We start from the raw sequence: 26,673 nt of genomic DNA on the forward strand, positions 1-26,673 counted from the left end.
TCGCTTCTAGCATTTACAAAAAAACGGACCGACGATGAAGTAAGGTCCGCTTTTTTGTGTGCTTAATTATGTTTAATCAGTGCTTCGCAAATTTCTCAATAGCTGCTTTATTCTGAATATCGACTAATTCACCAATATTGCTCAACTCACTTTTAACAATAGACCAAGCGTCATCAGCTTCTTTCGTCCTATTTTCGCTCAAAGAAAACGGGAGAAGGACTTTCTTGGGAAGCAATTCTAAGCTAGCCATACGATTTAAACGTACTTCATTACCATCAACCACTTCAAAAATTTCTTTTGGAGTCAGTCGATCACTTAGCTCAATAGGTTGAATTAGCTTTAATGGTTCGCCTTGTTCACCTAATTGCGTAAAGTTATAAGTTGCTTCGAACCCACTTTTTGCAAACCTATGCTGCCTAAACGGTCTTTCCAGGCGCAAAAAATTTAATTGAGACCTTAAAAGGCTGCTGAGTTTTTGCCTATTTTTAGCCTGAGAACTTGAGCTGTGGCTAACCATACGAGCAAATATGCTATCAAGTGTTCCGTCAATTGAGTCCGTTATAACGGTTCGAACTTCGCTAAAACGCAGCAAGGTTGCACGAGGCTTCACCAAGAAATCAAAAGCCTCTTGTGCGGTCATGTAATGGTGAGATACTTGTTCTTGAATAAAAGCTAATTCTTTCTGATAAGAAGCCATTGCAAACTTGAACACTTGCTTATCATCAATATGAAAAAACCTTGATACCCTAGCACCAATATCAGATGTATCTAACTTGAATACAAAGAAATTACGGCTTTTTGAATAAAGAAGTACGCCCACATTGGCAAACTCGCCAGTTTCACTGTAGGGAGCAAAGCGTAGAACAACGTATTTGCAAGCATATTTTTTCATACAAAAAACCAAAAATCATCGTCAGTATAACGGCTTAAAGTGTTTTCTATTGCAACAAGATCAACATCTGCTTTAAGGGTATTGATAGGTGAATCACTATACTGCCACTCTTCTGGCAGAGAACCAATAATGTTATTTAAATTAAGTAAAATATCTTCAACCTGTCCAATAAAATCGGCTCTAAACACCAAATCATTGAGCCATTTTTTGTTAATCTGATCATAAAAAAGATGATTTAATACATCACTTCTCGTGTATTTTTTATCAAAAGCATTATTGTGATCGATTACTCTAACACGCTTATCACTAACCAAAAGGTTCGTGTTATCACTATTTCTATCAGCATTTTTCACCCAATAATCAAAAAGGAAAATCTTTAACTTTTCCTCTTCAGTGACGATATGCTGCATCGTTTTAGGCTCAAACCACTGCGCCAACTGGATTTTCTTCGAACCAAAAATAGGGCCGCAACCTAGATCAAACTGAGTATCAAAATCTAATTCAAAATATAGCTCTTCAGGTATTTCAACTAGCTCGTATTCTGCAATAGGAAGACCAAAATCCGTTGCTAAATTAGCACATATCCACTCATTAATTTGACTGGATCGAGGCAAGCCTTTAACAATAAAAGAATTCCCATCCTCATCCAGGCACTCATATGGATTGCTATAACCTTGTTCAACCTTTCCAATCACTTCCACTATCATTTTCACAATAAAGATCCCTCTAACTTGTAATAATCTAGTGCTTGGTCATACCTGGATTGGGTATAAAGTTAATCACCATTTCTTCCGCTTGCGGTGCGCTGCTGTGCGGTTTATTGACGCGAGTTGGAATTTCCGTTGGTTGCGCCTGCACAACCGTCGACTGCTCATCTGTGTAACCACAGGAAATGCATTCACGGTATTGTTTTTCAACCTCGTCATCGCGCCATGCACGAATTTTATCCATCTCACTACAACGAGGGCAAACAACCCCTGCAATAAAGCGTTTTACTGTCATGATTCTCTCTGCCTTAAAATAACGTTTACGCCGCGATGCCGCTGTGTCTCAATAAGGCATCGGTGCTTGGCTCACGACCACGGAATTCCGCGAATAATTCTGCGGCTGGACGGGAGCCGCCATTGGCCAATATGGTATCACGGAAGCGTGCACCGGTATCTTTATTGAAGATGCCGTCTTCTTCGAATTTTGAGAACGCATCGGCTGACAAGACTTCCGCCCATTTATAGCTGTAGTAGCCTGCCGCGTAACCACCAGCAAAAATATGTGAGAAACTGGTTTGGAAACGGTTAAATTCGGGCGGCGTAGTAACTGCCACTTTGCTGCGTACGTCGTTGATAACGGATTGAACAGAAATGCCTTTTTGGTATTCCATGTGTAGACGGAAGTCGAACAAGGAAAATTCCAATTGACGCATCATCTGCATGCCAGATTGGAAGTTTTTCGCTGCTAACATTTTGTCTAACAAGTCTTGTGGCAGCGGCTCGCCTGTTTCGTAATGACCTGCAATATGAGCGAGAGCTTCTGGCTCATAGCACCAGTTTTCCATAAATTGACTGGGCAACTCGACAGCATCCCATGCCACACCGTTAATGCCCGATACAGAAGATACATCCACTTGAGTCAACATGTGGTGCAAGCCATGACCAAATTCGTGGAACAAGGTGGTGACTTCATCATGGGTTAACAAAGCCGGTTTGTTACCGATAGGTGGCGTAAAATTACATACCAAATACGCAATGGGTAGTTGCAAACGATTGTCGCTCAAGCGACGACGAGTACGACAAGAATCCATCCATGCGCCACCGCGTTTTGCTTCACGCGCATAAGGATCTAGATAAAAGCGAGCAATGTCCTCACCGTCTTTGCTGATAGTGAAAAGTTGCAAATTCTTGTTATAACTATCAAATTCTTTTTCTTCGCGAATATCCACGCCGAATAAAGTTTGTGCCACGTGAAACAATCCAGACAAAACCTTGTTCATTGGGAAGTAAGGGCGCAGCTCTTCTTGAGAAATACTGTACTTATGCTGACGCAATTTTTCTGCGTAGTAAGTCATGTCCCAAGCATTCAATGTTTCCACGCCATTTTCGTCTTTCGCAAACGCTGTTAGCTGTGCAAGATCTTGTTCTGCCGAGCTTTTTGATTTTTTAGCAAGATCTTCCAAGAAGTCGATAACTTGCTGTCCGTTGTCCGCCATTTTTGTCGCGACGGACAATTCAGCGTAGTTTTCAAAACCGAGAATATGCGCCATCTCATGACGCAATGCCAAAATCTCGTCGATCAAAGGCGCGTTATTGAATTTGATGTCGCCACCTTGATCTGAGGCGCGTGTGGCGAAAGCACGATACATTTCTTCGCGCAACGCGGCGTTGTCAGCGTAACTCATTACAGGCATGTACGACGGAAAGTCTAAGGTGAACAACCAACCGTCCTTTTCTTTGGCTTCGGCCATTTGCTTCGCTTGTGCTAGGGCCGATTCAGGCAAACCAGACAGCTCGCTTTCGTCGGTGATTAACTTGCTCCAAGCTTGTGTCGCATCCAACACGTTTTCACCAAACTGACTGCCCAACTCAGACAAACGCTGGCTGATCTCGCCATAGCGTTTTTTGGCTTCGCCTTCTAGACCCACACCAGACAATTCAAAATCTCGGATCGTTTGAGTCAAGGCTTCGATTTGTGCTTGATTCAGCTCTTTTGCTGCTTCACTTTCAGCAAGATTTTTATACGCTTGATACAAGGCTTTGTTCTGGCCAAGATCTGTATAAAACTGCGTCAATTTTGGCAAGCAGGCGTTATAAGCCGCACGCAATTCTGGGGTGTTTTTTACGGAATTCAAATGGCCAATTGGCGACCAAAAATTGTTTAGGTCGTCGTGCAATTGATCCAAAGGCAAAACAAGGCTTTCCCAGGTAGGCTGAGTGTTTTCGCTCACACAGGCGTCTATTGCCGATTGATTGTGCTTCAGTAGTTTCTCTAGATCCGCTTCGATGTTCGCAACATCGACGTCGGTAAAATTCGGTAAGCTGGTCGCGTCCCATACAGACTGTGACATATCATGATATCCTTTTATATTAATTGAACGCTGTATTGCATTGGTCAATACTATGCTTACTAAGATAGGTTGTCTTAATACTTTTTCAATGCATTAAACCCTATTGTGTTAATAGTTCCTTCATTTATTCGTGGCCCCAACAATGAGAGAGGATGTATGGTGATGAAATCTTTCCGTGGTAAAACACCACAATTAGGCGACCGAGTTTGGGTCGATGACAGCGCTGTGCTTATTGGCGATGTCACCATAGGCGAAGACAGCTCGGTTTGGCCATTGGTCGCTATACGCGGCGATATGCACCGCATTCGCATTGGTGCACGCACCAGCATTCAAGATAATTCTTGTCTGCACATTACCCATGCGAGTACTTACAAGCCTGAGGGTCATCCTCTGACCATTGGCGACGACGTCACCGTGGGGCACATGGCCATGTTGCATGGCTGCACCATTGGCAGCCGAGTCTTGGTTGGCATGGGAACCACCATTCTTGATGGTGCGGTGATTGAAGACGAAGTCATTATCGGCGCGGGCTCTTTGGTACCACCTGGCAAGCGTTTGGAAACTGGCTTTATGTATATGGGATCTCCAGTGAAACAAATCCGGCCACTGAATGACAAAGAAATCGAATATTTTCAGTACGCTGGATTAAATTACGTCAAGCTGAAAGACGAATATCTTGCAGAGGCGGATCAAGCTCATTCTGCCAATCCACTTTAAAACAGTAATAAAAGCGCCTTTGCTGCGTCTAATACAAGTGAATATGAGGCTTAAATGATCAACGATAGTAACATTGCTCATGCATCCGAGTTAACGCCTAGCGCACCATCGGCAGGACTTTTTTACGACCGTCTCTTTATGGAAGACCTGCGTACCCAAATGATTAAATTTGCGCAACTGCAGGTACGTGACAGCCAATTAGCAGAAGATGCGGTTCAAGAAGCCATGCTATCGGCCTATCAAAATATTGATCGTTTTGGCCGTCAAGCCGCACTGAAAACCTGGGTATTTTCGATCCTGAAAAATAAGCTCATTGACTTGCTACGCAAAGAGAAACGCCTGACAGCGGCGAGCCAATTAGAAGATGGGCCAAACGATAATGGCGAAGCCTTGTTGGAACAATTGTTCAATGACAATGGGGGCTGGCAAAAAAGTGAACGGCCAAAAAAATGGAACGACCCAGACCATGGCGTTGAAAACGAGCACTTTTGGCGAGTATTTGACGCTTGCTTGCAGGCACTTCCGAATAAATACGGACGCTTATTCATGATGCGCGAATTCTTGGAAATGGACACAGCAGAAATTTGCCACAATGAAGCGATATCGGTTACTAGCCTCAATGTCACCTTATATCGAGCACGCCTTCGACTTCGCGAGTGCCTTGAAGACAACTGGTATCAAAAGGAGGTCATCTAATATGATGAATTGCCAACAAGCGACGCAATTACTCTCTGAAAAGCTGGATCGCCCTCTTACCAGAAAAGAAAAAATGGCCATAGGAATGCACACCACACTCTGCCCATCCTGTCGCCAGTTTGGTAAACAAATGGAAGAATTACGCCATATTTCAAAAAGTTATACCAAAGGCGAAGTGCCAGAAACAAAAAAATAAAAATTCTTTTTCTTTTCGTGTAAGAAAACCAAATCAAGAGACGTCAAAGCTTTGTAACAATAAGACATGCTGTCTTATCCCTGCATACAACAATGAGGTTCTCATCATGAAACACACGAAATCGTCTTTATCTCTTGCACTTGGTACCGCTATCGTTTTGTCTACTGTGGCGGTTGCCGCACCTGCCGAAGCCGCTAGCAAGGAAAAATGCTATGGCGTTGCGTTAGCAGGCCAAAATGACTGTGCGGCTGGCCCTGGAACATCCTGTGCTGGCTCTTCAAAAACCGACTACCAATCTAATGCGTGGAAACTTGTGCCAGCGGGCACTTGTATGGACATGGAGTCGAAAACTTCCTCGACTGGCCATGGCCAATTAAAAGCCTTCTAAGACAGATAACCATGTTATCTTCGTCTACATCAAGCCAAGGCGCGTCAGCGCCTTCCAGCTTGACACAAAAAACAGGCGTCAGCCTAAAGCCCTCTTATTACAATGAGATTTTGAACAATCGCCCAGAACTGGGGTTTTTCGAGATCCATGCGGAAAATTATCTAAGCCAAGGCGGCCCCGCCCGACATTTTTTGCAACACATTCGAGCGCATTACGCTGTTACGATACACGGTGTTGGTTTGTCTATCGGCGGTGAAACGCCATTGGACACTGCGCATTTGAAGCGCGTGGCTCAACTGGTACACGATGTTCAGCCAGCCATTTTCTCTGAACACCTTGCTTGGTCGACCCACGATAACGCCTTTATGAATGATTTGTTGCCCGTGGCCTATGATCAAGCCACACTTAACCGCGTTTGCGAACACATAGATCAACTGCAATCGACGCTAAAACGCCAAGTCTTAATTGAAAACCCGTCTACCTATTTTGAGTTTCAGCACAGTGATCGCAGCGAGACGGATTTCATTCGTGAAATGATTAAGCGAACCGGTTGTGGACTCTTGCTAGACATCAATAACATCGAAGTGTCTTGCTTTAATCATGGCGGCAACCCCTACGAATACATTAATGCCTGTTCAGCAGAAACGGTTGGGCAATTTCATCTTGCTGGACACACATTAGATAACAACCCCATAGTGCCCTTAAAAATAGACAGTCATGACCAGCCTATTTGCCATAACGTTTGGGACTTATATCAGCACGCCTTAACCACAATAGGAGACCGACCGACGCTCATTGAACGGGATGGCAATTTGCCTGCTCTCACTGAATTACTGGCCGAAGCGCAATACGCTGACACATTAAGAGCCATAGCACGGAGGGAAAAACGTGATGAATACGTCCTTTAAAGCGGCTTTGTTCCATCAAAGCAACGCCTTCTATGAAAATATAAAAGGCCACTCGGAAGACGAAAAGGCCGCGCGTTTTAACGTGTACCGCAATAATATTTTTGTTTCCCTAATAGACACACTGGCCGATATTTTTCCTGTGACACAAACCATTGTGGGCGAAGATTTTTTCCGTGCCATGGCAAGAGTCTACGTTCAGAAACATCCCCCTAAAAGCGCCATCATCAGCGATTATGGTGATGACTTTGCCGCTTTTATTCGTGACTTTGAGCCTGCCCAAGGTCTGGCTTTTTTAAGTGACCTAGCCGCACTGGAATTTACTTTATTGGCGCTTACTAACACGCAGGAACATACAAGTCTAAAAGGAGAACAAATTTCGGCCGCGTTTCATAACGCGGATGACCCAGCGCGCTTACGGCTGAGTCTGGCCTCAAGCACACACATTGTGGCGGCGCCCTATGCTATCGGGTCAATTTATCTCGCCCACAAAAACCCAGACTCCATATCGCTAGCAAACATTCAAGTAGAAAAAAGCGAGTACTTACTCATCTCTAAGTCCAATCTATATGGCGACTGCCATATTGTTAGCCAACCCGAAGCGATTTTTATTCGTCATCTTCTGCAAGGCAAAATATTGGGCGAGGCAATACCCGACGATGATCATTTTGGCCTTGGCGTCAGCCTAGCAAAACTGATTGATTGGCAATTATTAACGAATATTTCAAACGCCTAAAGGCTCACCCACTAAGGAAAAGACTATGTTGTCTGGCTTTTTACACACCAGTGAAAATCTCTTTAAGAAACTACCAGAGCCCTTGGTTTTATTGATCGCGAGGTTTGCCATTGCGGCCGTTTTTTGGAAGGCAGGGCAAACCAAAATAGAGGGATTTTCTTTGGATATTATCGCTTTAGAAATGCAGCTAGGGTGGCCTATTTTAAAAGACACCACGGTATTTCTGTTCGAATATGAATACAATTTACCGCTGCTTTCCCCTATGGTGGCGGCGACTTTAGCCACCTTAGCGGAGCATATTTTACCCGCGCTCATCCTAGTGGGTTTATTTACTCGTTTCGCCGCCTTGGGGTTAGCCTGCATGACATTGGTCATTCAATTTTTCGTCTATCCTGACGCCTACCCAACCCACGCCACATGGTTGGCGATTGCGCTTTTGCTCATGTTCCGTGGTGCAGGGGCATTGGCATTAGATCGTTTTCTCAAGACTCAACTCTAAAACACCCAGTAAACGTGAAGCGATGAAGGGGCTTTAGCCAAATCGCTTTACTTTCTTAAAGGGAAAAGTGTAGGCCAGCAGAAACAAAAAGGCCGCACACACGACAATACTTGGCCCTGTTGGCGTGTCCCAGCGATAAGACGCCCATAGACCACCACAAACAGCAAAGCAGCCAATCAGACTCGCAAACGAGGCCATTTGAATGGGCGTATTCGAAAGTTTTCGTGCGGTGGCTGCCGGAATAATCATCAAGGAAGTGATCAACAAAACCCCCACAATTTTCATCGCTACGGCAATCACCAGAGCCACCAGCAACATCAATAACAATCGAATAGCTTCAACCGGGTACCCTTCTACTTTTGCCAGCTCTTCGTTCACCGTCATGGCCAACAGTGGTTTCCAAAATGTGACCAGCAAAGCAATAACGGCAAAACCCCCACCGTAAATCCAATACACATCGGCTTGGCTAATGGCCAACAAATCCCCAAACAAATACGCCATTAAATCAATGCGAATGTTGTCAAGAAAACTCACCGCCACCAAACCGAGTGACAAAGCCGAATGCGCTAAAATACCCAACAGTGTGTCGGTGGCAATGATGTGTTTTTTCTGTAACATCACCAGCACCAAAGCCAGCCCAACGCACAAAACAATGATGGCAAGGTTTAAATTAATATCGAATAAAAAGCCCAGTGCCACACCCAGTAGGGCCGAATGGGCGAGTGTATCGCCAAAGTAAGCCATGCGACGCCATACCACAAAAGCGCCCAAAGGCCCCGCGACAGCAGCCACCCCGAGCCCCCCTATTAAGGCCCTAACTAACAAATCCAACATGGTATTACTTTCTCCAAAGTTCGCTTACGTGTGGTGATGAATGGTGACGTCTGATTAATGGTGACACCTTGTTAATGATGACATTGCGTGTGATTGTGAGCGTGAGCGTCACTGTCGTCGGATAAAATACGGCCGTCGTCGTCATGCACATGATCATGTTGATGAGCATAAATGGCAATCGACTCATCGGCACCAGGCACACCAAATAGGGCTTGATACGCAGGATGGCCTGTTACATGTTGAGGACTTCCGGAACAACAGACATGCTGATTAATGCACACCACAGTGTCCGTTTTCGCCATCACTAAATGTAGGTCATGGGACACCATTAATACGCCACATTGCAGCTCGTTGCGAATGCTCTCTATCAGGTTATAAAGCTCTACCTGACCGTTCACATCTACGCCTTGGACCGGCTCGTCCAACACCAATAGATTTGGTCTATTCAATAACGCACGCGCCAACAACACACGTTGCGTTTCGCCACCGGACAATACATGGACTTGAGAGCCAAGCAAGTGCCCAATGCCCAGCTTTTCTAATGTTGGCAGAATCTGACGCTTATCCACCCCTCGAACCAACGCCAGAAAATGCTTAACCGTTAGCGGTAAAGTCGGATCAATATGCAATTTTTGCGGCATATATCCAATGCGCAAAGTTTTGTGCCTGACTATCTCGCCTGACGTGGCGTCTTGCAAACCGAGCAAGGTACGTATCAAGGTACTTTTGCCACTTCCATTGGGGCCAATCAAAGTCACGATTTCCCCTTCACTGATACTCATATCAATATTGTCGAGCAGCACTCGGCCATCAAACGAAATACCAATTTTATCAAACACCACTAAGCGTTTACTCATGTGCGTGTTCCTTGAGTATTAGCGGCACTTGTGTTAGTGGCTTTGCACTCCGCACACAAACCCGTCAGTTCAATGGTTTCTGCGCGCAACTCAAAGCCTTGTTGTGCAGCTTTAGCGATCAAGGCCGCATGAATATCTTGGTAATCAAACTCCATGACATTGTGACATTCGTCACAAATCAGAAAATATCCCTTGTGCGCCTTGTCTGCGTGCGCACAACCCAGATACGCATTCATCGATTCCACCTTGTGAATCAACCCCGCCCCCAATAGAAAGTCCAAGGCACGATAAACCGTCGGTGGTGCAGAATTAAACCCCTCTTCGGCTAATTTCGCCAACAACTGATAAGCCCCCAACGGACGGTGACTTTCCCATATCAACTCTAATGCTCGACGACGCACTTTCGTCAAACGCTGCCCTTGCTCAATACACAAGGTTTCCGCTGTCGCTAAGGCCGAATCAATGCAGTGGTTGTGGTTGTGGTCATGGCTATGATCCTGATCATGGCCGACATGATGAGACTCATCCTGATGTGATGGGTGTTGTGCCATTAAAATGCCCTCCCAGCGTTACTCAAGTAACTCCAGATCATGGAAACACTGATGATAATTAACGCCAGCGCCGCAAAAAAACCAAACGCACGGGAAACACGCTGTCGCCAAGCACGATGCTCATTGCTTAACGACAAACTGGTATCACGAATAAACACACTGACTCCCGCCAAAACAGCGACCGTAATCGCGGTCCCCAAGGCCATCGCAAACGTGGCGACAACACCCCACCAGAAAATGCCGGTACTCAAAGAAAATAACAAAACTAAAATGGCCCCCGTACAAGGCCGAATACCAACCGCCGCCACCATCGCCCAAATACTGCGACGTGCAGTTTTCGCTTCTTCTTCATGGTGCGCGCAACAAGCATGATCGTGATCGTGTTTATGTTCATGAGAATGGTCATGGTCATGGTCATGGTCATGAGAGTGATCATGGCCGCAGCCAGATTGCCCTCGTAGCAAACGCACTAAAATCCAGACCCCAATCAAACCAACGGCCGCAAAACTGGCGATCTCAAAGAAACGGCTGATTTGCATGGCTCTGCCGGCTAACGAAAACACCTGACTCAAAACCAGAATGACCGCGATGGCCATCACCGCTTGCACACCCGCACACGCAAATGACAAACTTACACCACGACGCAAGGGCGCTTTACTCGCCAGCATATACGCCGAAATCACCGCTTTGCCGTGACCAGGACCCGCCGCATGAAAGACCCCATAAAAAAAGCTCGTCGTGATGAGACCCCACAACAAAACAGGACTACCCTCTTTGCTTATAGAGCGAACTAAAGACACCAATTCACGATGAAAGGCCGCCTGTTGAGACATGATCCAGCGGATAAAATCCTGATAAGCTGACATTTCAAATGCCGCATACGCAGAGTTATGAAGCAATAAAAAAGACAGTAAAAAGAAAGCGACGTTTTTCGCCATAATTGGCTCTCACTCAAAGTTGGGTACAATTTTGTTATGATATAACAATTGAATCCCGAGGAGAAGCCAAGGCGAAAAAACGTCACATTTGATGAAAAAATGTAGAAGCGACATTGTTTCAGCGCGAATTTGCTACCGCGCTAAAACCTTAAGATGCGAGCTGAGGCTGTAAAAACCCCATCACCCCACTCATAAAGATCTGTGCCGCCATCGCAGCCAACACCAACCCGGTAATTTTTGACAATACGTTTAGGCCTGTTCGGCCAAGTATTTTTTCAATAATGGAACCCGAATACAAAATGATCGCCAAACTGCCCAAAGCCAGTAGCAGACCACCAATACCAATAATCAGATCCCATCCTTGCAGCTCCGCACCGTACACCAGTATGGTACCTATTGTGGCGGGACCAATAATAGTCGGCACGGCCAAGGGCACCACAGAAATATCATCACGTTCTTCGCTAGGCATCCCCACCGCATGATTCCGTGTGCCGTCGCGTACCAAGCTTAATGCCGACATAAACAACAGAATCCCGGCGCCAATTCGGAAAGAATCCAAAGTAATACCAAGCACAGCAAACAAACTACCGCCAAAAAACAGCAACACAAGGGCAATTGCCACGGACGCAACAATGGCTTTATTGGCAACCTGTTTACGTGATGCTGCGGTTTCTCCACGCGTTAACGCAAGAAACATAGACAACACAAAAAAGGGCGCGAATAGGAAAAAGAACTTAATCCAAGTCGAAATTAATAAACTCATTTATAACAACCAAAGAAGCACTCAACAACGCGATCAGCGCTGACTCAATGCGAGTTTTATACCAAAGCCCACCAACAATACGCCAGTGAAGCCATCCAACGCTTGCGCCACTTTTGGTCGCGCCAGCCAAACTCGCGCTTTATGAACCACAAGCGCAAGAAACGTTTGCCACACCATCGCTATGATAAAGTGAAGGGAGGCCATAAAAAGAGATTGCGCCAACGCCGAGTGACTCGGGTCAATAAACTGCGGTAAGAACGCCATATAAAAAATAATCGGCTTGGGGTTTAACACATTCGATAATAGTCCTTGGCGAAAGCTGCCCCACGCACTGAGCACACGAGGTGGCTTTCCGTCTTTATCCGCCACCGTGAAGGTCATACCCACAGGTTTCATGGCGCTACGCAGTGCTTGCACGCCCAGATACACCAAATACACCGCCCCTACGATTTTGAACGCGGTGAATAAGCCTGCTGAACCCAACAAAATAACCGACAACCCCAAAGCAGACACAGCCGCATGAGCAAACAAACCCATGCAAATACCCAAACTGGTCAAAAAGCCCAAACGCCAGCCGCCTAGGGCCGCGTTTCGCATCACCAAAATAGTATCAACACCAGGACTCATAGTAAGAAGGCTAATAGCCACTAAGAAAGGCAACCACTGAAAATGCTCTAACATCTGCTTTCATCCTCGAAAACAATAAAAATCCACTAGGATTGACACGTCAAATCGACCCAAAACGCCACAGACATTTCTACTGCTTCACGTTCACTCGGTGTGCACGTCTCAGCCAAGGCGCCCGATAGCTGTACCAAACCTTCTTCTAAAGGCTCCATGGCAAAATACAATTCATCATCGCCAAAAGCAAAGCCTAACGTCGATGTTTCAACATTAATAGGAGCCGACAACGCAATACCCAATCGAACCCACAGCATTTGATCTCGAATACGCACATCCAACACTTGCACATTGTCTGGCACCAAGTCGGCCCCATCTTGCTTCATCTTGATGAAATAGCCGTATTGATCAAAACTTTTAAAAATCTCGATCATGTCCAGCTTCTCTTGGCCGGTTAGCTCACCATCCGCATTTACGTCATATTCTGCGATGAGACTAGTCGAGGTAAATAAGTCTAAACTCCAAGTGGCTTCAAGGGAATCTATCGATGGTTGATCTACTTTAATACGATATTGTGAATCGACCCATACATGCGGATGCGCCATCGCATTACTTACCAGCAAAATACTGGCTATACAAAGACAAAACCAAAAGCGCACCATACTGTTTCCTATATCAGGCAAGCGTCAATGTCGGAGCATAACGCACACGAGCTTCTAAAATACGTTGAAATTCACGTGGATCATGCTGCTGAGCCAAACGCTCTGGATCCTGTTTCGCTCCATGCCACGCTTCTAAGCGAGACAACCAAAAACGCAACGCCGCAATACGCAGCATATAAGGCCACGCAAGCACTTCCTCTGGGCTGGCCTCTCGCTCATGCAAGTAGGCTTTGAGTAACGCACGATATTTTGCGTTGTCTAATTCGCCGGTGGTTATGTCAGAGCACCAATCGTTCACCACTATCGCCAGATCATACATCACCCAAGCATGGCAAGCGTTGTAAAAATCGATAATCGCCGATAATTGATTACCTTCAAACAAGGTATTGTTATAAAACAAATCCCCATGAATGGTGGTTTTCGGCAAATCGGGGTGCTCGGCAATAAAGGCATCGAACTCCGCAATTTGTGACAACAACAGCTGCGCTTGTTCCGGTTCCAGTTGTGACGCAATCGCCTCACTCGTTTTGTGCCACCACGCCATACCACGATGGCTCTCACGATGAGTGGCAAAATCCTCACCGGCTAAATGCAGCTTCGCCAGTACACTTCCCATTTGACGACAGGTTTCCACATTGGTGCTTTCCAACCCACTGCCGGGGAAACAATCCACAATAATGGCAGGGCGATCTTTGACCACACGCAAGCGTTCACCATGAATGTCAATCAAGGCCGCAGGAACATTAAAACCTTTGTGTTTCAAATGCGCGACAACGTCTAAAAAGTAGGGGACCTCGTCAAACTCAAACTCTTCAAACAAGGTCAAAACATACTTGCCTGTTGTGGTATTCAAAAAATAATTGGTATTTTCAACGCCGCCAGTAATGCCTTGGAACGAAACCAGTTCACCCAAATAATAATCAGCCACTAAGGCGCGCATGTCAGAATCGGATAGAGAAGTGTAAACAGCCAAGTGGTACTACCTGTGATTATGATAAAAAATAATAGTCAAAAACATCATCAAGAAATGAAACGTCGCATTAACACGCCTATGCTCCACAATAAGCGTCAAAAGGTCAATTAACCAAGTATAAAATCGTCTTTAACACTGAAAAATTCACCATAAACCCTTAGAATAGTGCCCATAATCGCCGATTAAAAAGAGGTTCTATTTTGGCTACGGATTCTAAAACACAAAACACGCCCATGATCTTGGTAGACGGCTCGTCTTACCTTTACCGAGCATTCCACGCGATTCCACCGATGCACACCAGCGACGGTCACCCAACCAACGCCACGCGCGGTGTGATCAGTATGATCCGCAGCCTAATCAAAACCTACCCAGATTCACCTATGGTGATCATCTTCGACGCCAAGGGCAAAACCTTCCGCGACGAGATCTACAGCGAATACAAAGCGCACCGTCCACCGATGCCAGACGACCTACGCCCACAAATCGAGCCGATTCACCGCATGGTGGAAGCCATGGGCTTACCGCTAGTAATCATCGATGGCGTAGAAGCCGACGACGTGATCGGTACCATCGCCAAACAAGTGGGCGAAGCAGGCCGCGAGGTGATCGTCTCCACTGGCGATAAAGACATGGCGCAGCTGGTTACCGACAAAGTCACCCTTGTGAACACCATGAACAACACCGTCATGGACATCCAAGGTGTGAAAGACAAATTCGGCATTCCGCCCGAACTCATCATCGATTACCTTGCACTGATGGGCGACAAAGTCGATAATATCCCAGGCGTACCGGGTGTGGGCGAAAAAACAGCCTTGGCCTTGTTGCAAGGACTCGGCAGCATCAAAGACATCTACAATCGCCTAGACGAGATCGCTGACTTGGGCTTTCGTGGCTCCAAAACCATGAAGCAAAAAATGGAAGACAACAAAGAGATGGCCGAGCTGTCTTATACCTTGGCGACCATCAAATGCGACGTAGAACTGCCCTTCGAGCCACAAGAATTGAAAAACGGCGAAGCGGACAAAGAAAAACTGCGTGAATGGTTCACTAAGCTGGAGTTCAAAACTTGGTTGTCTGATCTAGACAAAGCGCCAAGCGTAGAAACCGCCAGCGATACCGTTGGTAATGACGGCCAAGTGGAAACGCCAGTTAAATCCGACATCGAAGCCAACTACGAAACCGTCTTAGACAAAGCAAGCTTCAACAAATGGCTAGAAAAAATCCAAGCTGCTGAACTGGTTGCCTTCGATACAGAAACCACGTCTCTCAATTACATGGCTGCGGAACTGGTTGGCTTGTCCTTCTCGGTAGAAGTGGGCGAAGCTGCCTACGTTCCTGTCGCCCATGATTACGAAGGTGCACCAGAACAGCTAGATCGCGCTTGGGTGCTAGAACAGCTGAAACCTTGGCTAGAAGACGACAGCCAAGCAAAAGTCGGCCAACACCTAAAATACGACGCCAACGTGCTAAACAACTACGACATCACCTTGCGTGGCATCGCTTACGACACCATGTTGGAATCGTACGTGTACAACTCCGTAAGCTCTCGCCACGACATGGACACTCTTGCCAGCAAGTTCCTCGGCCACACCAACGTGAGCTTTGAAGACATCGCCGGCAAAGGCGCGAAGCAAAAAACCTTTAACCAAATCGACTTAGAAGTCGCCGCGTTTTACGCGGCAGAAGACGCCGACATCACCTTGCGTTTGCATCAAGCAATTTGGCCGAAAATCGAAACCACACCAGAATTGGTCAGCATTTTTAAAGACATCGAATGCCCACTGATTCCGGTATTGGCGAAAATGGAACAAACCGGCGCCTTGATCGACCCAGAACTCTTGCACCTGCAAAGCACCGAAATCGCGGGCAAACTGCAAGAACTGGAAATCAAAGCTCACGAACAAGCGGGCGAAAGCTTCAACCTAAGCTCGCCAAAACAACTGCAAGTCATCTTGTTCGAAAAACAAGGCTTGCCAGTTATCAAGAAAACACCAAAAGGCCAGCCATCCACTGCCGAGCCTATCTTGCAAGAACTGGCGCAAGACTACGAACTGCCACGTTTGATCATGGAACACCGCAGCTTGTCTAAGTTGAAATCCACTTACACAGACAAACTGCCAGAGATGATCCAGAAAACCGGCCGCATTCATACCTCTTACCACCAAGCCATTACCGCGACAGGCCGTTTGTCGTCGACTGATCCGAACTTGCAAAACATCCCGATTCGCTCTGCCGAAGGTCGCCGTATTCGCCAAGCCTTCATCGCGCCTAAAGGCTACAAGTTAGTAGCGGCCGACTACTCACAAGTCGAATTACGCATCATGGCTCACCTGTCCCAAGATCCGGGCTTATTAGACGCTTTCACAAAAGACGCCGACGTGCACAAAGCCACCGCAGCGGAAGTCTTCGAAGTCAGCCTAGACGAAGTCACCACAGAACAGCGCCGCCGTGCCAAGGCCATCAACTTCGGCTTGATCTACGGCATGTCGGCCTTTGGTCTAGCGAAACAGCTGGGCATTGGTCGCCCAGAAGCAGGCAAATACATCAAACGCTACTTCGAGCGTTACCCAGGCGTACAGCAATACATGGAAAACACCCGCGAAGGTGCGAAAGAAAAAGGCTATGTAGAAACCATCTACGGCCGCCGCTTGTACCTGCCAGACATCAAAGCGAAAAACGCCATGATGCGCCAAGCCGCGGAACGCACCGCGATCAACGCCCCGATGCAAGGCTCCGCCGCCGACATCATCAAACGCGCCATGATCAAGATGCACGATTGGCTCGCCGAAACCGACCTAGACGTGAAAATGATCATGCAAGTACACGATGAACTCATCTTCGAAGTCGCTGAAAAAGACCTTGATGCGGCACAGAAGAAAATCGTCGACATCATGCAAAACAGCAGCAAAATCGACGTGCCGTTGTTGGTTGAAGCGGGGGTTGGGAACAACTGGGACGAGGCGCATTAAATATTTGCATCATTCAACAACACCTGCATTATTTAGCAAATCTTCATTAATTTTATTAAACGGATTTACACATGAAACACTTAATATCTACTAAACGTCTTAGAGATAGTACGAGCCCAAGCGACAGGTCACCTAAGCAACAATTTGAAAGTGATAGAGGGCGAGTAGTCTTTGCCCCAGCATTTCGCAGGATGCAGAGTAAGGCTCAGGTATTCTCTTTAGAGAGCAATGCGGCTGTTAGAAGTAGGCTAACTCATTCTTTAGAAGTTGCACATATTGGTAAATATATTGCGCAAAAGATAGTTGAGAAAGCAATAGAAAAACAAAATCAAGATTTAATATATTTATCTGAACATATCGAGCCAATAGTTGAAACTGCTTGCTTTCTTCATGATATTGGCAACCCTCCATTCGGGCATTTGGGAGAGGAGGCTATCAAAGAGTGGTTTAATAAAAACGGTCCTAGTCTTTACGATGACTCTATAAATAAAGATATCGATCCCAGTTCAAAAAACTATCTTGATATCACTAACTTTGACGGTAACCCACAGGGTCTTCGTATTGCAATGACATTGCAAGGAGAAGCAGGAAAAAAAGGTTTAAATTTAACTTATACGCAAATTGCATCGCTGATTAAATATCCAAAACTATCTACAGACAATACGATCGATTACAAAAAAGTAGGTGTTTTTTCCTCTGAAGCCGATGATATAGCTACCATTTGGCATGAATTGAAGCTGGAACCATCACAAAGACATCCTTTTGTTTATATTATGGAAGCTTCTGATGATATTGCGTACTGCCTCAGCGATATTGAGGATGGCATAGAAAAAAACATAATAAAAAGTGAAGAAGTTTTAGAGCATCTAGCTAGTAGTTTTAAAGAACTGAGTGATGGTAGTATTGCGAAATGCATACCAACTAAAAGCGGTGAAGATAGAATTATTGGATCATATATTTCATTTCGTATAAATATGATAAACCTTTATGTAGATGAAGCAGCAAAGCGGTTCATAGACTCAATAGAAAGGGGAGATTTCACTGTTGGGTTCTTTGACAGAGATGAAACAGACCCATTCTCTAAAGCTCTAAAAATAATTAAATTATTTTGTAGAGAGCACTTATATAAGTCACCTGAAGCAGAAGATATAGAAATTGCCGGTTACAACATTGTTTATGGCCTTCTAGAAAAATTTTCAATTTTACTTTCTTTAAAAAGAAAAGATTTCGATCTTTTATTGAGTGGGAACGCTAAAGGACTTCATCTTCATAGCAGAATGTTTGGAAAACTTCCAAGCAAGCTCGTTAAGCACTATCAAGAGCAACTCGTTAACATCGATAACTCAGATATAACAGAGTGGTATTTCAGGCTGCAGCTAATTATTGACTATATATCAGGCATGACTGATGAGTTTGCACTCCAGTTCTATCGCTTACTTAATGGAATTGAGATAAAAACACTATGAACATAGAATCACACCCAATAAGCATAGTAATTGACTCAATACACGAAAATATTGAATTGGAATTTAGCATTTATAAATATCAACCTCAATCAATAATAGATGAAAGAAAATCCTTTCCTGTAAAGAAATTAGATTTATCTGATTCCTGGCTATTAGATCAGCTAAATCGACTAAATGAGAATGAAGAGCTTGCCTTTCATTCTAAATTTAAAATCGGTTCGCGCTATTACCATATGCCAATGATAGATTTCAACTGCAAAATAGAAGATATTGATAAAGCCAAAAAGGTTTTATCTAACTTGCTTCCAAAAGAGATATTTCACAGTCTTTCATTCTATGAATCAGGAAGATCATTACATGCATATGGATCAACTCCCATTCCTAATACTAGATGGGTTGAATTCATGGGTAGACTCTTACTCGCTAATTTGCCAAACGAGCCATCAATTATTGATACTAGATGGGTAGGTCATCGACTTGTAGGCGGCTATTCCTCTCTCCGCTGGTCTGCAAATAGTGACTACTATCTTAAGATCCCAACTAAAATTTAATTTTTATATAAAGGGTCAACATATAATTGACCCTTTATTCTACCCCCTTTAGAATAAACTGAAAGAAAACGCCTTAGATCAACTTCGCCTTTCTTCTCTATGTTTCGGCGAGTCGAAATAATTTTGATTGATAGCTCTATTAGAAGCTAAAAAAACTAACTCATCAGCTAATTTATTGTTAATAACATGAGAAGAGTTAGCCCTAGCCTCAATAACCCTACTCAACTCATCAATAGAAAGTAGACTCTGATAATAGCCGCCTCTAAAATCAAAACAATCATCTCTCTCCAATTTATTTACAGCCTCTTGCCCTAAATGCTGAGAAGTCTTATAACACTCATTACAAACATCTATAAATTCACAGTATTTATCAGAGCTTTCACAATTCGAATAAATATTTTTAATTTCAAAAACCCATTTATTCTTCTTGGACATTTGAATGCATTCATACTTAGAGCGTTTGCAACATGGACATTCCCAAATATCATCAACCTTGTTCCAAAATCTTCCATTCACTTTCACTAAGTGCTGAACATCTCCGGGAGTGGGTTTCCGACTATTTTCTGCCCTTAATGTTTTTCTCCATAAGTCCACCCTCCCCTTGAAAGGAGTTGGATTATATAAAAGTTGACGAGGTTCTTTTTCCCTATCAATTTCTGACAAGCCATAATATGAAAACCAATAATTAGCATCTTTTTCAATACCTTTTGATGTTTTCGTTGATGGCTTGTACCAATGATTATTGCTAGCAGCTAGATCTGCAATCAACCCAGCAATTTCCATACGCTTATCAAAAGTAAATTTATTTTCATCCCAAAGATTTTTTGCTTTTTCTTGGTCTATTCTATGCTCTTCATTAGGATTAACTATTATAAACTTTGCTATCTCGCTTGGTGAGAATGAAAAATAACGGTTTGCATTAGATAATCTCTTTGCCTCTCCATCAGCTTTATTGCAATCAGCACAAATAACAGTGTTATCATAAGCAGAGATAGCAAAAGCAGTTCTAATAGCGAAGCGCTCCGACATGCAATCAGCCACAACAACATCACGACTAGATGAACTTTCAATAAACAATTCTCTAACAGTATCTTTCATATGATCATGATGTTCGTGCAGCTGACATGAAGCAAACCCATGGTGATCTAATCTAGCTATTTCAAGCTTTGTTCTATTACAGGATGGGCATTGCCAATTTGTTGGAGTCATAACCCACCATCTGTTAAGATGCACTCCCTTAGCATTTAGGCTTTGAACAATTAATCTTGTTTGTTTAGAAAACTCTGCATCAATTTCCATTTCTGAATTTTCATCAAATAATTTATAAAGTTCATCGATAGAGTTAATCTTATTTTTGTTCATTACACTTCCTTACCGTATTGAAATATAAGCTTTATCCTTTTTCAAAAGCATAACAAAATAAAACAATTGAGGTCAGATGAAAATTAATCCATCTGACTCGGTTTTCGACCACGACAGCTTTAACAGGCCACCCACTATAAAAAGTGATTCAGCATTCATCTACAAGGAATGAGCCAGTTTCATCTGAAACTGGCTTTTTCTGCTTCGTTACCATCCATATCATTGAAATTATCGAGATTTAGCGATTTTTAGGCGCGCTGTACTCTTGCCAAGTCAGGCAATACTGGATGAGAAGAAGACAGCTTTAACAGGCCACCCACTATAAAAAGTGATTCAGCATTCATCTACAAGGAATGAGCCAGTTTCATCTGAAACTGGCTTTTTCTGCTTCGTTACCATCCATATCATTGAAATTATCGAGATTTAGCGATTTTTAGGCGCGCTGTACTCTTGCCAAGTCAGGCAATACTGGATGAGAAGAAGACAGCTTTAACAGGCCACCCACTATAAAAAGTGATTCAGCATTCATCTACAAGGAATGAGCCAGTTTCATCTGAAACTGGCTTTTTCTGCTTCGTTACCATCCATATCATTGAAATTATCGAGATTTAGCGATTTTTAGGCGCGCTGTACTCTTGCCAAGTCAGGCAATACTGGATGAGAAGAAGACAGCTTTAACAGGCCACCCACTATAAAAAGTGATTCAGCATTCATCTACAAGGAATGAGCCAGTTTCATCTGAAACTGGCTTTTTCTGCTTCGTTACCATCCACAAACAATTGGGGTCAGATGAAAATTCAAACAATTGGCAAACAATTGGGGTCAGATGAAAATTTAATCTGTCTGACTCGACTTTCGACCTCGCTGCATAGGCGTCACTCGCCTACCCGTTAGCTTCTCGATCTCCTCTTTAAAACGTTCGTTTCCCAGTGCCATATCTGAATGCGTAGCAGATCGAATTGAACAATTGCGAACAATTGGGGTCAGATGAAAATTTAATCCATCTGACTTGGTTTCCTACCTCGCTTCCTGGGCGTCACTCGCCTACCCGTTAACTTCTCAATCTCTTCTTTGAATCTGTCATTCCCCAGTGCAATATCTGAATGCGTAGCGGATCGAATCCGTCCGAGTTCTTCTTCTGGGATGTTCAATGAGCCTTTGCTTGTAGAAGCGGGAATTAGAGACAACTGGGACAAGGCGCATTAGGTGCCTATTTTTAAAAAGCCCAGATAACAAATCATACTCAAGATAAACCATATAGAAACGCTTACTTACACAGCCTGTAAACATTTTCTTAAAGAAATGACGATTTGTAACAAAAATTTTAGCTCCGTAAACATTTTCTTAGATTAAATTGCAGTTAGGTATATCCAACACCAAGGAACAATGCCTAGAATGTAACTATTATCTTAACGGAAACAATTGGGGTCAGATGAAAATTCAATCCATCTGACTTGGTTTCCTACCGAAACAATTGGGGTCAGATGAAAATTCAATCCATCTGACTTGGTTTCCTACCTCGCTTTTTTGGCGTCACTCGCCTACCCGTTAGCTTCTCAATCTCCTCTTTAAAACGTTCGTTTCCCAGTGCCATATCTGAATGCGTAGCGGATCGAATCCGTCCGAGTTCTTCTTCTGATATATGATGTTTGAATAAAGCTTGATAACGCTTCGCTCGCGTTTCCTGCTGACGGCTAAGCTTGAGATAAAGTTCATGCGGTTACCAAAGCTCACTTTGTAGATCCAATGACTCCTGAGCATGAAAGCGATATCTCGACCATTTATAGCAACGGGTCAGATGAAAATTAGCAATTGAGCAATTGGGGTCAGATGAAAAATCAATCCATCTGACTCGATTTTCTACCGCGCTTTTTTGGCGTCACTCGCCTACCCGTTAGCTTCTCAATCTCTTCTTTAAATCTGTCATTCCCCAGTGCCATATCTGAATGCGTAGCAGATCGAATTCGTCCGAGTTCTTCTTCTGGGATGTGGTATTTGAATAAGTCTTGGTAACGCTTCGCTCGCGTTTCCTGCTGAAAGCTAAGCTTGAGATAAAGTTCATGCGGTTGCCAAAGCCCACTTTGTAGATCCAGTGACTCCTGAGCATGAAAGCGATAACTCGACCATTTGTAGTCTGCTGGATGAGCGACCATATTAGCTCTAACGGGATTCAATTCGATATATCGCTGGCAGATAAAAAAGTATTCCTCAGCACTGATGACACAAGACTTAAATCGCCCTTCCCACAATGTACCAGTTCTTTGGTTGGTGTAGTTGAAGTAACGGACATAGCGACGCCCCAGTGCTTGCATCATTTTCGAGATACTGCCCTCGGTCATTGGCGTTGCAAGTAAATGTACATGATTGGTCATCAAGACCCATGCATGCACTTTAACATCAAACTCTTGGGCGTATTCCGTTAACCAATGCACATAAGCGATGAAGTCATCTTCACTGGCAAAACACACTTGGCGGTTGTTGCCACGTTGGATAATGTGTTGCGGGATGCCAATCGGGCAAAGTCGTGGAAGCCTCGCCATATTTCACTCCTTTGAAATAAGCTTTACTGAAAAGACTCTGATACGAACATCCTGTTCATAAATATCAGGCTAATCGATATCTTAGGGTAAACACTTATTGAGTCAAGCTGGCGACCAGTGTTCTATTTTCATCTGACCCCAATTTTGATTTGTAATAAAAATCTTAGCTCCGTAAACATTTTCTTAGATTAAATTGCAGTTCAACAATTGGGGTCAGATGAAAATTAAGCTCTCTGACTCCGCTTCCGACCTCGCTTCATAGACGAGACTCGCCTGCCCGTGATCGTTTCAATCTCTTTTTTAAACCTGTCATTCCCCAGTTCCATGTCGGGCTGTAGGGATTCGGTTCAGGATCAGATCAAAACTATTCGCGAACACGCTGCAAGTAGATCACGTACAGTCCACTGGCAATGACAATGCTCGCTCCTACAATGGTCCATCTGTCTGGTAGTTCGCTAAATACTAAAAAGCCAATAATGGTGGCAAACACCAGTAAGCTGTAGTTGAACGGTTGTAATACCGAGGCTGGTGCATACTCTAGCGCTTTTACTAACAAAAGCTGCGCGGCGACACTCATAATCGAGATCACGGCCAATAAAATCCATTCCTGCGTGCTTGGTGCTCGCCATGCCGTCACACCAAAGAGGGTTGCACACACAAAGCCAATCAACGCCATATACAGTATGTTGGTATGAAAACCATCACCCGCTGAACTCACCTGACGAGTCACGACGTGGTAGCAGGCAAAACACAGGGCGGCGGTTAATGGTATCAATGACTCAGGTTTGAAGACGTCTAGCCCAGGCCGAAGGATAACGAGTGTGCCGGCAAAGCCGACACAAACCGCTAACCACGATTTCATGTTTACCCGTTCTCCTAGAATGGGTGCCGCCAAGGCAATCGCCATCAATGGGAACGCCGCCATCAACGAATGGGATTCTGCCAAGCCAAGATGACGCAGAGCTAGATTAAAAATCGCAATCTCAGCGATGGATAATATGGAGCGCAATACTTGTAACTTAGGGCGAACAGAACGCAATGCGTGACGAATGGTGCTGGTGCGTGACACCCAAACAATAGCAAACAAGGCAAATACCCAATAGCGCACTAGTACCACTTGTGCCACGGACATATCCTGCACGAGAATTTTTGTCACGGCATCTTGTGACGCGAATACCAACATCGCCGCTAAACATAACAGCACACCTTTTCCTACTAAGGTGCGCTGCGCTTCCATTTCCATTGGACTCATTTGGTTATTCGCCTTTCATCGTTCGTTTAATAATCGGTAATGTTCGGATTGTAGTGCATCTCAATATAGATATTTTCATCTGCCCCCAATTTACAGCAATTTGTATAAAAATCATTGCCCCAAGGGACGAATTTTTTCGCCCAACATGTCGCACACATACAACATTTGCACGACAACGATCATGGATAACAGTATTGGGGTAGATAAAAACTGTCTGTTCGCTTTTTAATCTTTCAAGGTAAGCTAGTGGACTTAAATACGCCTAATCACAATCATCTGTGGATACATTATGATAACGGTATTTTTTCCTTTATGTTAATCATGAACATGCTTGGAACTACCAGTGCAGATTATGATTGAGCATGACAAAGGCAGCCAATTATCGACAAGGTATTTAAGCCACTGGGAATGAAATCTGGCCTCACGCAGATTCATCCTCATGTGGCAGAACCTATGATGGATGGCGCTCAACTTGATAGAGATTTAAAGGTAAAATAGTAATGATCTGCGCATGCTTTGTTTGTGAGTTCTAGCTCCACAAGTGATTGAGCCCATCCAATCCCTGCTTTATCCACTCAGCTAAACTTTCATACTCGGGCAACCAAGCAAAAGCAGAATGCCAATCGCTGCTATCTGGACTTAGCCAATATCCCAAAGCACAGCCGAGCACTAACAAAAGTGATGCAAGTGGTTCGCCCCAGTCGGTGAGTTTAAGTGCGGTGCCAAACGAGCGTTTGATGCGCATTCCTGAGAGTTCAATGCTGTATAGCTCGTCTAATATTAGATGGATGGTCGCGCCAAGGAATATGAAGCCGCCAATGCCCCAAGCGGTTTTCGCTTCAAGTGCGAACAAGTGATAAGCAGTAGGCACGGCGAGGGCGGCAAACATGATATTGGCTAGCAAACTGTGTAGCGTGCCTCGGTGTATGGTGAATTGTTCAAACACCCACTGTATTGGAAAACGCACGACTAGGTAGCTGACTATCGCTAAGGCGAGTATTTGCCAATGGAGTAACTTATCCATGCCGAATGCAATCGCCAGACCTGCGACCAAGGCACCGAACAATCGAAACACCAATCGAATCGCGGCGGAGTCATCGGCGTCGATATCCGGCAGTAACCCACCCAATGTTCCAGCAAAGGCATAAAGAATGGCTTCGTTCATGTTGGCAAAGCCCATAATAAACGTACTGGCGGCCAATGGTGTACTGAGGATGGCAGCCACGGTAACGTGGGTTTTAAAATCGGCCATTTGATATTGCCCTTATTGCGATAATCTAAAGTAAGATATTGTTTTATATATAGTTAAAAGTTAGTGGGCGCATACTACAGGAATCGAGCAATAGAATTAAAGGAGGCAGACATCTTTTTTGTTTATACTGATGCCCGTCGCGGGCGAGAAAGCCTTGTTAAAACCCGTAAGAGACATTGAATGGCAAAGCGTAAACAAGGTATTTTCGGCAGGATTTGGTTTGTTGTCTGGCGGTTTTTGCTGTTTCTCGTTCTCGTCTTATGGTTGTTTCGGTTTGTACCGCCACCGACAACAGCGTTTATGTTGCAGAGCCCTTATCCGGTCACTCAACATTGGATTAGCATTGATAAACTGCCGTCGTATATGCCGCTGGCGGTGGTTGGTTCCGAAGATCAACGTTTTCCTGAACACTTCGGTGTTGATTTTGCTGCTATCAGCAAGGCGCTAAGCCAATACGACGATGGCGACAGCCTTCGTGGTGCGAGTACGATTACCCAACAAACCGCGAAGAACCTCTTTCTCTGGTCAGGTCGTAGCTTTGTTCGTAAAGGTCTGGAAGCAGGCTTTGCGGTAAGCCTTGAAGCACTTTGGGGTAAGAAACGTATTCTCGAAGTGTATTTAAACATAGCGGAATTTGGCAAAGGCATTTACGGCGTCGAAGCCGCCAGCCAGCATTATTTTGGCCGATCCGCCAGTAAACTCACCATGAACCAAGCCGCTCGATTGGCGATCATGCTACCAAGCCCACGCACTCGAAATCCGAACGCTTTAACCTATTATCTTCGTCAGAGAGTCAACTGGGTTGAACGTCAAATGCAGCAACTTGGTCCTGATTATCTAAAGCCGATTCTTGAGTAATTTAGGCTGCTAAAAAAAATGGGGGTCACTCGCCTACCCGTTAGCTTCTCGATCTCCTCTTTAAAGCGTTCGTTTCCCAGTGCCATATCTGAATGCGTAGCGGATCGAATCCGTCCTAGTTCTTCTTCTGGGATGTG

28 protein-coding genes are annotated in these 26,673 nt (G+C 44.6%); 11 read left to right on the top strand and 17 right to left on the bottom strand.

All coding sequences use genetic code 11. The annotated features are described in order from the left end of the window. Positions 1-76: 76 nt before the first annotated feature. The 4 genes from EBI00_RS06375 to prlC are packed head-to-tail and all read right to left on the bottom strand — an operon-like array spanning position 77 to position 3,950. Positions 77-892 (bottom strand): DUF3037 domain-containing protein, encoded by an 816-nt coding sequence (locus EBI00_RS06375; RefSeq protein WP_123095094.1) that lies wholly within the window; start codon positions 890-892, stop codon positions 77-79. Then, positions 889-1,599, bottom strand: coding sequence for a HipA family kinase (locus EBI00_RS06380; RefSeq protein WP_338322918.1), 711 nt, complete (start codon positions 1,597-1,599; stop codon positions 889-891). Before EBI00_RS06380 ends, EBI00_RS06375 begins: the two co-directional genes overlap by 4 nt. Before the next feature lie 34 nt (positions 1,600-1,633). Further along, positions 1,634-1,894, bottom strand: a complete 261-nt coding sequence (locus EBI00_RS06385) for a YheV family putative zinc ribbon protein (protein WP_123095096.1) — start codon at positions 1,892-1,894, stop codon at positions 1,634-1,636. 25 nt (positions 1,895-1,919) lie between these two features. Next, the gene (gene prlC / locus EBI00_RS06390; protein WP_123095097.1) at positions 1,920-3,950 is read right to left on the bottom strand and encodes an oligopeptidase A; all 2,031 of its coding nucleotides are present in this window, start codon (positions 3,948-3,950) and stop codon (positions 1,920-1,922) included. 156 nt (positions 3,951-4,106) lie between these two features. Here prlC and EBI00_RS06395 point away from each other — a divergent pair, with 156 nt between their 5' ends. The 7 genes from EBI00_RS06395 to EBI00_RS06425 all read left to right on the top strand — a co-directional run bounded on the left by EBI00_RS06395 (position 4,107) and on the right by EBI00_RS06425 (position 8,087). Continuing rightward, the gene (locus EBI00_RS06395) at positions 4,107-4,667 is read left to right on the top strand and encodes a gamma carbonic anhydrase family protein (RefSeq protein WP_123095098.1); all 561 of its coding nucleotides are present in this window, start codon (positions 4,107-4,109) and stop codon (positions 4,665-4,667) included. A gap of 54 nt (positions 4,668-4,721) precedes the next feature. Next, positions 4,722-5,363, top strand: a complete 642-nt coding sequence (locus EBI00_RS06400) for an RNA polymerase factor sigma-70 (RefSeq protein WP_123095099.1) — start codon at positions 4,722-4,724, stop codon at positions 5,361-5,363. 1 nt (position 5,364) lies between these two features. Beyond that, positions 5,365-5,559 carry a zf-HC2 domain-containing protein gene (locus EBI00_RS06405; protein ID WP_123095100.1) on the top strand — a complete coding sequence of 65 codons (195 nt, stop codon included), beginning with the start codon at positions 5,365-5,367 and terminating at the stop codon, positions 5,557-5,559. Between the two features lie 106 nt (positions 5,560-5,665). Further along, positions 5,666-5,947: a BufA1 family periplasmic bufferin-type metallophore gene (locus tag EBI00_RS06410; protein ID WP_123095101.1), complete on the top strand. Its 282-nt coding sequence runs from the start codon at positions 5,666-5,668 to the stop codon at positions 5,945-5,947. A gap of 11 nt (positions 5,948-5,958) precedes the next feature. After that, positions 5,959-6,855 carry an MNIO family bufferin maturase gene (bufB, locus tag EBI00_RS06415; protein ID WP_123095102.1) on the top strand — a complete coding sequence of 299 codons (897 nt, stop codon included), beginning with the start codon at positions 5,959-5,961 and terminating at the stop codon, positions 6,853-6,855. Next, positions 6,839-7,588, top strand: coding sequence for an HvfC/BufC N-terminal domain-containing protein (locus EBI00_RS06420; protein ID WP_123095103.1), 750 nt, complete (start codon positions 6,839-6,841; stop codon positions 7,586-7,588). The genes bufB and EBI00_RS06420 overlap by 17 nt, the downstream gene beginning before the upstream one ends. A 25-nt stretch (positions 7,589-7,613) precedes the next feature. Beyond that, entirely contained in the window at positions 7,614-8,087 is a 474-nt protein-coding gene (locus tag EBI00_RS06425) for a DoxX family protein (RefSeq protein ID WP_123095104.1), read from the top strand. Between the two features lie 33 nt (positions 8,088-8,120). Here EBI00_RS06425 and znuB read toward each other — a convergent pair whose 3' ends face one another. The 8 genes from znuB to EBI00_RS06465 all read right to left on the bottom strand — a co-directional run bounded on the left by znuB (position 8,121) and on the right by EBI00_RS06465 (position 14,286). Beyond that, positions 8,121-8,921, bottom strand: a complete 801-nt coding sequence (gene znuB, locus EBI00_RS06430; protein WP_123095105.1) for a zinc ABC transporter permease subunit ZnuB — start codon at positions 8,919-8,921, stop codon at positions 8,121-8,123. Positions 8,922-8,992: 71 nt separating this feature from the next. After that, positions 8,993-9,778, bottom strand: a complete 786-nt coding sequence (znuC, locus tag EBI00_RS06435; RefSeq protein ID WP_123095106.1) for a zinc ABC transporter ATP-binding protein ZnuC — start codon at positions 9,776-9,778, stop codon at positions 8,993-8,995. Continuing rightward, positions 9,775-10,329 carry a Fur family transcriptional regulator gene (locus EBI00_RS06440; protein ID WP_241556968.1) on the bottom strand — a complete coding sequence of 185 codons (555 nt, stop codon included), beginning with the start codon at positions 10,327-10,329 and terminating at the stop codon, positions 9,775-9,777. The genes znuC and EBI00_RS06440 overlap by 4 nt, the downstream gene beginning before the upstream one ends. Further along, on the bottom strand, positions 10,329-11,267 hold the full coding sequence (locus tag EBI00_RS06445) for a nickel/cobalt transporter (RefSeq protein ID WP_123095107.1): 939 nt from the start codon (positions 11,265-11,267) through the stop codon (positions 10,329-10,331). Before EBI00_RS06445 ends, EBI00_RS06440 begins: the two co-directional genes overlap by 1 nt. A gap of 148 nt (positions 11,268-11,415) precedes the next feature. Next, on the bottom strand, positions 11,416-12,030 hold the full coding sequence (locus tag EBI00_RS06450; RefSeq protein ID WP_123095108.1) for a MarC family protein: 615 nt from the start codon (positions 12,028-12,030) through the stop codon (positions 11,416-11,418). A 33-nt stretch (positions 12,031-12,063) separates the two neighbouring features. Further along, positions 12,064-12,711, bottom strand: a complete 648-nt coding sequence (locus EBI00_RS06455) for a LysE family translocator (RefSeq protein WP_123095109.1) — start codon at positions 12,709-12,711, stop codon at positions 12,064-12,066. Between the two features lie 32 nt (positions 12,712-12,743). Next, positions 12,744-13,313, bottom strand: a complete 570-nt coding sequence (locus EBI00_RS06460; RefSeq protein ID WP_174714898.1) for a DUF1007 family protein — start codon at positions 13,311-13,313, stop codon at positions 12,744-12,746. Positions 13,314-13,326: 13 nt separating this feature from the next. Then, complete coding sequence (locus tag EBI00_RS06465) at positions 13,327-14,286, bottom strand: homoserine kinase (protein ID WP_123095110.1); 960 nt, start codon at positions 14,284-14,286, stop codon at positions 13,327-13,329. Between the two features lie 233 nt (positions 14,287-14,519). Between EBI00_RS06465 and polA the strand changes: the two genes are divergently transcribed. The 3 genes from polA to EBI00_RS06480 all read left to right on the top strand — a co-directional run bounded on the left by polA (position 14,520) and on the right by EBI00_RS06480 (position 19,272). Further along, positions 14,520-17,255 carry a DNA polymerase I gene (gene polA / locus EBI00_RS06470; RefSeq protein WP_123095392.1) on the top strand — a complete coding sequence of 912 codons (2,736 nt, stop codon included), beginning with the start codon at positions 14,520-14,522 and terminating at the stop codon, positions 17,253-17,255. Positions 17,256-17,326: 71 nt separating this feature from the next. Beyond that, complete coding sequence (dgt, locus tag EBI00_RS06475; protein ID WP_123095111.1) at positions 17,327-18,721, top strand: dGTPase; 1,395 nt, start codon at positions 17,327-17,329, stop codon at positions 18,719-18,721. Then, entirely contained in the window at positions 18,718-19,272 is a 555-nt protein-coding gene (locus tag EBI00_RS06480; protein WP_123095112.1) for a primase 1D-like protein, read from the top strand. Before dgt ends, EBI00_RS06480 begins: the two co-directional genes overlap by 4 nt. A 78-nt stretch (positions 19,273-19,350) precedes the next feature. Here the strand turns inward: EBI00_RS06480 and EBI00_RS06485 are convergent, their stop codons facing one another. The 5 genes from EBI00_RS06485 to EBI00_RS06505 form a co-directional block, all read right to left on the bottom strand. Further along, positions 19,351-20,634, bottom strand: coding sequence for a hypothetical protein (locus tag EBI00_RS06485; protein ID WP_123095113.1), 1,284 nt, complete (start codon positions 20,632-20,634; stop codon positions 19,351-19,353). A 995-nt stretch (positions 20,635-21,629) separates the two neighbouring features. Continuing rightward, positions 21,630-21,830, bottom strand: a complete 201-nt coding sequence (locus EBI00_RS16075) for a hypothetical protein (RefSeq protein WP_206612555.1) — start codon at positions 21,828-21,830, stop codon at positions 21,630-21,632. 642 nt (positions 21,831-22,472) lie between these two features. Then, positions 22,473-23,174 (bottom strand): transposase, encoded by a 702-nt coding sequence (locus EBI00_RS06495; protein WP_123095114.1) that lies wholly within the window; start codon positions 23,172-23,174, stop codon positions 22,473-22,475. Between the two features lie 364 nt (positions 23,175-23,538). Further along, positions 23,539-24,426, bottom strand: a complete 888-nt coding sequence (locus tag EBI00_RS06500; protein ID WP_206612556.1) for a DMT family transporter — start codon at positions 24,424-24,426, stop codon at positions 23,539-23,541. Between the two features lie 529 nt (positions 24,427-24,955). Further along, positions 24,956-25,678 (bottom strand): metal-dependent hydrolase, encoded by a 723-nt coding sequence (locus tag EBI00_RS06505; protein ID WP_123095115.1) that lies wholly within the window; start codon positions 25,676-25,678, stop codon positions 24,956-24,958. A 180-nt stretch (positions 25,679-25,858) separates the two neighbouring features. On the opposite strand from EBI00_RS06505, the gene mtgA reads away from it, so the two are divergent. Next, entirely contained in the window at positions 25,859-26,536 is a 678-nt protein-coding gene (gene mtgA / locus EBI00_RS06510; protein ID WP_123095116.1) for a monofunctional biosynthetic peptidoglycan transglycosylase, read from the top strand. Positions 26,537-26,673 lie beyond the last annotated feature (137 nt).

It is taken from the genome of Marinomonas hwangdonensis (assembly GCF_003721245.1).
Classification (GTDB): Bacteria; Pseudomonadota; Gammaproteobacteria; order Pseudomonadales; family Marinomonadaceae; genus Marinomonas; species Marinomonas hwangdonensis.